The 6,572-nt window shown below is 66.3% G+C and carries 7 protein-coding genes; 3 read left to right on the top strand and 4 right to left on the bottom strand.

Features of this window, described 5'->3' with window-relative positions; genetic code table 11:
- The first annotated feature begins 93 nt into the window (after positions 1-93).
- Together rph and rdgB are read left to right on the top strand one after the other, a co-directional pair.
- Positions 94-822, top strand: a complete 729-nt coding sequence (rph, locus tag JNK68_09620) for a ribonuclease PH (GenBank protein MBL8540615.1) — start codon at positions 94-96, stop codon at positions 820-822.
- Positions 823-836: 14 nt separating this feature from the next.
- Positions 837-1,427 (top strand): RdgB/HAM1 family non-canonical purine NTP pyrophosphatase, encoded by a 591-nt coding sequence (gene rdgB, locus JNK68_09615; GenBank protein ID MBL8540614.1) that lies wholly within the window; start codon positions 837-839, stop codon positions 1,425-1,427.
- Here the strand turns inward: rdgB and JNK68_09610 are convergent.
- Genes JNK68_09610 through JNK68_09600 form a run of 3 tightly spaced genes read right to left on the bottom strand, consistent with a single transcriptional unit; the run spans position 1,373 to position 5,065 of the window.
- Positions 1,373-1,903 (bottom strand): hypothetical protein, encoded by a 531-nt coding sequence (locus tag JNK68_09610; protein ID MBL8540613.1) that lies wholly within the window; start codon positions 1,901-1,903, stop codon positions 1,373-1,375. The two genes, rdgB and JNK68_09610, sit on opposite strands and share 55 nt — an antisense overlap.
- Positions 1,881-2,762, bottom strand: coding sequence for a DUF3141 domain-containing protein (locus JNK68_09605; GenBank protein MBL8540612.1), 882 nt, complete (start codon positions 2,760-2,762; stop codon positions 1,881-1,883). Before JNK68_09605 ends, JNK68_09610 begins: the two co-directional genes overlap by 23 nt.
- A gap of 11 nt (positions 2,763-2,773) precedes the next feature.
- A complete protein-coding gene (locus tag JNK68_09600) occupies positions 2,774-5,065 on the bottom strand; it encodes a bifunctional enoyl-CoA hydratase/phosphate acetyltransferase (GenBank protein MBL8540611.1) in 2,292 nt (763 codons plus the stop codon).
- A gap of 495 nt (positions 5,066-5,560) precedes the next feature.
- Between JNK68_09600 and JNK68_09595 the strand changes: the two genes are divergently transcribed.
- Positions 5,561-6,385: a hypothetical protein gene (locus tag JNK68_09595; protein ID MBL8540610.1), complete on the top strand. Its 825-nt coding sequence runs from the start codon at positions 5,561-5,563 to the stop codon at positions 6,383-6,385.
- A 25-nt stretch (positions 6,386-6,410) separates the two neighbouring features.
- Here the strand turns inward: JNK68_09595 and JNK68_09590 are convergent, their stop codons facing one another.
- Positions 6,411-6,554 (bottom strand): hypothetical protein, encoded by a 144-nt coding sequence (locus JNK68_09590; GenBank protein ID MBL8540609.1) that lies wholly within the window; start codon positions 6,552-6,554, stop codon positions 6,411-6,413.
- Positions 6,555-6,572: the final 18 nt, after the last annotated feature.

Raw genomic sequence — 6,572 nt, 5'->3', positions numbered from 1 at the left:
ATCGAGATCGATACCCTGGCGCCGGGCGAGGCCGTCGTCTGCTGCGGACCGACGCCGCCCCTTTGAGCCCGACGCGCGCCGACGACGCCTGACATGACCATAGAACGCACTGCCGGCCGACGCCCCGACGAGCTGCGGCCCGTCGTCATCACGCGGCGCTTCACGCGCCACGCGGAGGGCTCCGTGCTGATCGAGTTCGGCGGCACGCGCGTGATCTGCACGGCGAGTGTGGAGGAGAAAGTGCCCGGCTTCCTGCGCGGGCGCAACCAGGGGTGGCTCACGGCCGAATACGGCATGCTGCCGCGTTCGACCCACACGCGCTCCGATCGGGAAGCGGCGCGTGGCAAGCAGAGCGGGCGCACGCAGGAGATCCAGCGCCTGATCGGCCGTGCGCTGCGCGCGGTGATGGATCTGCCGGCACTCGGCGAGCGCACCCTCCAGATCGACTGCGACGTGATCCAGGCCGACGGCGGCACCCGCACCGCCAGCATCACCGGCGCGTATGTGGCGGTCCACGATGCCATCAACCAACTGCTCGGCCAGGGCGTCCTGCGCGCCTCCCCGCTGCGCGACGCCGTGGCTGCGGTTTCGGGGGGGATGCGCGAGGGCGTGCCGCTGCTCGACCTCGATTACCTCGAAGATGCCGGCTGCGACACCGACATGAACGTGGTGATGACCGCAGGCGGCGGCATCGTCGAGGTGCAGGGCACGGCCGAGGGCACGCCGTTCACGCGCGCTCAACTCGATGCGATGATCGACCTTGCCGCGCAAGGCATCGCCGAGCTCGTGGCGGCGCAGAAGCGCGCGCTCGGGTTCATCTAGAGATTGCGAGCGGCATGAAGCGCATCGTTCTCGCCAGCAACAATGCCGGCAAGGTGCGCGAGATCCACGACCTGCTCGCGCCGCTCGAACTCGACGTGATTCCGCAGGGATCGCTCGGCATCCCGGAGGCGGCGGAGCCGCACCACACGTTCGTCGAGAACGCGCTCGCCAAAGCCCGGCACGCGGCGCAGGCAAGCGGATTGCCGGCGCTCGCCGACGATTCCGGCATCTGCGTGGCGGCGCTCGCTGGCGAGCCCGGTGTCCACTCCGCCTACTATGCCGGGCTGCCGCGCTCCGACGACGCGAACAATCGCAAGCTGGTCGCGGCGCTGGCGGGCAAACCCGACCGCCGTGCCCACTATTACTGCGTGATGGTGCTGGTGCGCCGCCCCGACGATCCCGAGCCGCTCATCGCGGAAGGGCGCTGGCACGGCGAGGTGACGGCGACACCGCGCGGCTTCGGCGGATTCGGTTACGACCCGTACTTCCTGCTGCCGGAACTCGGACGCACCGCCGCCGAGCTCACCTCGGCAGAGAAGAACGCGGCGAGTCACCGCGGCCAGGCGCTGCGGCGGTTGCTCCTGCTGCTGCGCGAGGAAGGGTAGCACCCTCCCTCGTCAGGCCGCAGGTTGCACGGCATGTCCTCGACATTGCCGCCGAAATCGGCTTCGACCTCGAGGACTTCCCGGAAGCGCCGGAACATCTCCCGCACCGCTTCGCCCATCTCCTCTACAGGACCCGCCACATCGCGACATAGCTCGACCGCTCGCCGGCGCTCGTCGATGCCCGCGAACAGCTTGGGTAGCGTGCGCAGCGCCGCCTCGGGCTCGAAACTCGCGATCAGCGACTCGCGGTGGACAAGCCGCGTCTTGTGCTTCGCCGGGATGCTCGCGAACGGTTCGACCGTCTCGAGCATGCGGTTGGACCGCTCCAGGCGATCCTTACGGATGGTGCCGTGGGCGCGGGCAAGCAGGATCAGCATGCGCACCACTCCCGCGGAAAAGCCGCCTTTCTCGATGCGATCGAGCGCATCCTGCACGGTCGCGAGCGCCCGCAGATCACCGAGCGGCGCGTCGCTCACCCGCCGCGATCGGGGCGTCCCGATCGCACGCGCCGCCGGTGATGAGTGCGGGCAGCAGGCCGCCGTACAGGCCGCCGAGGTAGCGCATCGGAAACTTGCCCGACTGCCCCGCCCAGTACGAAAGCGTTGCCCCGTTCGCGACGATCGGGCCGGTGATGTCTGGGTTCGTGGTGGCAAGCAGCAGGGTGGCCCAGCCGCCTTGGCAGTTGCCGATGATGACGGGTTTGGGCGAGTGCGGATGGCGGCGCCGCACCTCGCGCACGAACTCGGCCTCGGCGGCGCAGACGCCGGCGAGCGTCTGGCCGGGCTTCGGGTGCCGCGAGAAGACGGCGAAGTAGACGGGATGCCCGCCCCGCAGGGCACAGCCGACCTCGCTCTCGTCCTTGAAGCCGCCGATACCCGAGCCGTGTCCTGCGCGCGGATCGATGATGATGTAGGGCCGGCCTGTCTCCCGCTGCAACGTGCCTGCCGGTGGCGTGATCCGCACCAGCGAGTAGTTGACTGGGCACGCGAGCGTGCCGCCGTCGACGATCGTTTCGAAGTCGAACGCGAGCACAGGCTGCGCGCCGACCTCCTCGTGCCGAATGAAGAGATCACCACGCCGGCGCAGGCAATCGACAAAGAGAATCTGCCGCTGCGCGAGTCGGTCAGGTACTCGCCCAGGTCCGACGCGGCGCGCAGGATCAAAGGCCTGCGCAAGCGCTTCGAGGGCGCCCTGATTCTTCGCGAAGTTTGCACCGTACACCTCTTGCCACTTCTGCCAGTGCGTTCGAGCAAGCGCACCCAGGTCGTCGAGATAACGCTGATGCTCGGTCAGGCGCTGCGTGCGTTGGAGAAACGGCGGCACGACGGGTTCGATGTCGTTCGGCCCTAGACTGGGCTGAGGACCGGAGCAACCGCGCGCGCGGCATCCACCAGCGCGGCCACGGCGCGCGAAGCGAGCTTCGTGGCGAGCTCGTCGGCGCGACTCGTCAGGATGATCGGCACCCGGGCGCCGAGCACGATGCCGGCGCCATCGGCGTTGGCGAGGAAGGTCAGGCTTTTCGCCAGCATGTTGCCGGCGTCGAGATCGGGCGCGAGCAGGATGTTCGCGCGGCCGGCCACTGCCGAGTTGATCTGCTTCACCCGCGCCGCTTCGAGACTGACCGCATTGTCCAGCGCGAGCGGGCCGTCCATGATCGCCCCCGAGATCTGCCGGCGATCCGCCATCTTGCAGAGCGCGGCGGCATCCATCGTCGACCCGATCGCCGGATTCCCGGTCTCGACTGCGGAGAGCACCGCCAGCCGCGGCTCTTCGATGCCGATGGCGTGGGCGAGCTCGATGGCGTTCTGCGCGATGTCGACCTTGGCGGCGAGCGAAGGGGCGATGTTCACCGCGGCGTCGGTGATGATCAGCAGGTCGGGCAGGGTAGGGACGTCCATGAGGAAGCAGTGGCTCACGCGGCGCTCGGTGCGCAGGCCCGTGTCGCCCCTGAACCACGCTTCGACCCAGAAGTCGCGATAGTCGCGATACAGGTCGAGCCACTTCTCCATCGCTTCCGCCATCACACGCTCCCACCGCAGAAAGGCGTTGTCGGCAGCGACAGGCGCTCGCTGCGTGCGCGCCATCTCGGCGAGCTCTGCGATTGGACCCATCCACGGATTGCGATCCGACAGGAGCGAACGCTGGAGTCGGATCGGCTGCGAGGCGCGCAGGGCTTCCGCGGTCGTTTCGTTGCTCATAGCGCGCACCCAGGGGCTCGCGAATACGTCGTACAGGTCCTCGTTGCTCTCGGACAGGCGCTTGACCGTGCGGAACGCGACCTCGTCGTCGCGTCCGTCGTCGTATGCAAGCAGGTCGTCGAGCGTCCGCGCTTCCAGACGGTACAGATAGCGGTCGGTAATGAGCTCGACGTGCGGCGTGTCAGGCAGGGTGTCGGTGATGACGAGCTCGTAGAGGCCCGGCGGCACGGCATCGATCAGGTCCAGCGCGTCGAAAAGTTCCTCGGTCTCGCGCCCGGCGACCTTCGCCGAAACGAAGATCCCCAGGTGGCCGACGCTGGGATGGAGAGAGTAGACGATGGTCTGGTCGTTGGCGCGGATCTCTTCTACGCTCTCGTAGAGCTGCGGGATCCAGCCGAGCGCCTGTTGCGGCGGCGTGATGTTGTCGCCCCAGGACGCGAAGACGATGATCGGCGAACGGATGTTGCGCAGATCGATGTTGCGGCCGTCCGGACCTGCGGTCTCGCCGACCGCGAGCTTGTTGCCGACGAAGAGCTCGTCGATGATGAAGCGCATCTCCTCCTTGTTCATGAGGAACACACCGCCCCACCACTTCTCGAAGTCGAGAAACCGCTCGGCCTCGGTGTCGACGTTGGAGTAGAGGTCGTACTGCTTGCGCAAGAACGTGTTCGCGGGATTCAGCATCTCGAAGTTCTGCACCAGCAGAGCGCCGTCGAAGCGTCCGTTGCCGAGATCGGAGGCGAGCGAAGCCAGCCAGGATCCACCGAACAGTCCGCCGTTGTAGCGCATCGGGTTCTTGCCCCTGACCCCCGCCCAGTAAGACAGGGGCGAGCCCGCCAGGAGAAGCGGGCCAACGTGGTCGGGATGGGTGGCGGCAACCATCATCAGCGACCAGCCGGCCTGGCAGTTGCCGATCACGAACGGTTTGCCGTCGGCCTCGGCGTGGAGATCGGCGATGTGACGCAGGAACTTCGCTTCGGCCTCGACGATGTCGAGGATGGTCTGACCGGGCACCGGCTCCGGGTAGAACATGACGAAGTAGCAGGGATGCCCGGCGCGCAGCGCCATGCCGATCTGGCTCTCGCTCTTCGAGCCACCGATGCCCGGGCCGTGCCCGGCGCGCGGATCGACGACGACAAAGGGACGCTTCTTCGCGTCGGTGGCAACGTTGTCAGGCGGCAGGATGCGCACGAGCGCATAGTTCACGGGTCGCTCCGAGAACTCTCTCGCGTCGAGCACCATCTCGTAGTCGAACACGAGCACCGGTGGTTTGCCGCTTTCCCGATGCTCGAAGTAAATGTTGCCGCGTCGGCGCAATACGTCCCATGTGAGAAGAGTGCGCTGACAGGTGTCGTTCCAGTACTCGATCCAGTCCTCCGCGATTGCGTGTGCCGGGAGCCACGGGTTGCTCGGTAGCGAAGGGCTGAAAGGGAAAGACAGCGGGCGGGGTGTTCACGACGGTTCTCCGGGAGAGGAATCAAGCATCAACTTGGCGGACACGAAAAGGTTGTCGTTGTCCTCGCTGTCCATGTTGCACTGCGATTGTTGAGTTCGTGTGAATGCGCGCAACGCAATCGCCGGCGCTGGCCTGACATCCCTCTGCAACGAGCTTGTCACGAAGCCGCGTTAAGCTCAGATGGTCGCGTGATCTGCAACGCCCCGCTTCGGCACTGTGCAAAGGGTTCCGGAGGGGGCCTTCTTTTTGTGCGTCGAGGAACGCGCCACACCCGGCTTCGGTCCTCGAACCCGATTAACGATGAATAGCGAACCCAATACCTCCGCCGAGATCCCCGAGGACGGTCTTATCTGCGCGTTCGAGTTTTCCGGGGACGGCCGCAACAGGGGACTGAACGCCTCCGAGATCGCCGCTGCCATCTCCAACCCGTCCTCGGTGGTATGGCTGCACGTGAATGCCACTCACGCCGGAACCTTGCGTTGGCTGACCCGCTCCGAATGGCTCCCGCGGACGCTGCGCGACGCCGTCGAGAAGCACGACGAACGCTGCCGGATCGAACCCGGTGTCGAGGGACTGGTTTTCATCATGAGCGATCTGACCTTCGAGCACGATTCGGATCCGTCGGATGTCTCGACACTCTGGGCTTATGCCACCGATCGATTCCTCCTCACCGCCCGCAAACATCCGCTGCGGACGGCGGATCGGGTGCGCGCCGAGTCCGCGCCGGCCTGCGGGCGGAGAGCGGGACCGATCTGTTGGAGAAGCTGGTCGGGTTGCGTATGGAAGCCCTGCATGAACTCGTGGATGAGATCAACGAGCAGGTTGACGAGATCGAGGATCAGGTGCTGCGCGGTCGCGTCACCGAGCAACGGGAACTGCTCGGACGTTTGCGGCGCGACTGCGCTCGGCTGAGGCGCAGCTTTACGCCCGAGCGGACGGCCTTGCAGAAGGTTCTCATCCATTCCCAGCCGGCACTGGGCGAACGCTTGGTCGGCTGGCTGCGGTCGATCTCCGACGACCTCGCCTTCCTGACCGAGGAAGTCCTCGCGCTTCAGGAGCGCGCCAAGCTCCTGCAGGAAGAGCTGGCGGCACGCGTCGCCGAGGACACCGGACAGAAGCTCAATGCCCTTACCGCTCTTACCGCTGCTTTCCTGCCGATGACTTTGATATCCGGCATCTGGGGAATGAACGTGGCCGGCCTCCCTGGAACAGAAGACACCGGAGCGTTTGCATGGGTGGCGCTGCTCATCCTGGCTGCAGGCTGCATCACGCTCGGAACGTTGTACCTGAAGAAACTGTTCTAGCGCTCCAACTTCCGCATCACGTAACTCAGGCCGGTGTGCGGTGGCTTGCCATCTCCATCAGCCACGCGTGCGTACCGAAGGCTGCCGGACCGGTCGTCGCTTCGCCAGGCTGCAACTGGATGTAGGTTCCATCCGGCTGCATCTCCCACGCCTGGCGGCGGTCCGCCAAGCTTGCCTCCAGTATCTC

This window comes from Betaproteobacteria bacterium (assembly GCA_016791345.1).
GTDB lineage: Bacteria > Pseudomonadota > Gammaproteobacteria > Burkholderiales > JAEUMW01 > JAEUMW01.
Note: the sequence above shows the minus strand (reverse complement) of the source record. Positions and strands in the feature narration are given on the sequence as shown.

What these genes read in the sequence shown, in the direction of transcription:
- rdgB (MBL8540614.1), top strand. Translation starts at nt 837, where the DNA reads ATGAAGCGCATCGTTCTCGCCAGCAACAATGCCGGCAAGGTGCGCGAG.
- rph (MBL8540615.1), top strand. Translation starts at nt 94, where the DNA reads ATGACCATAGAACGCACTGCCGGCCGACGCCCCGACGAGCTGCGGCCC.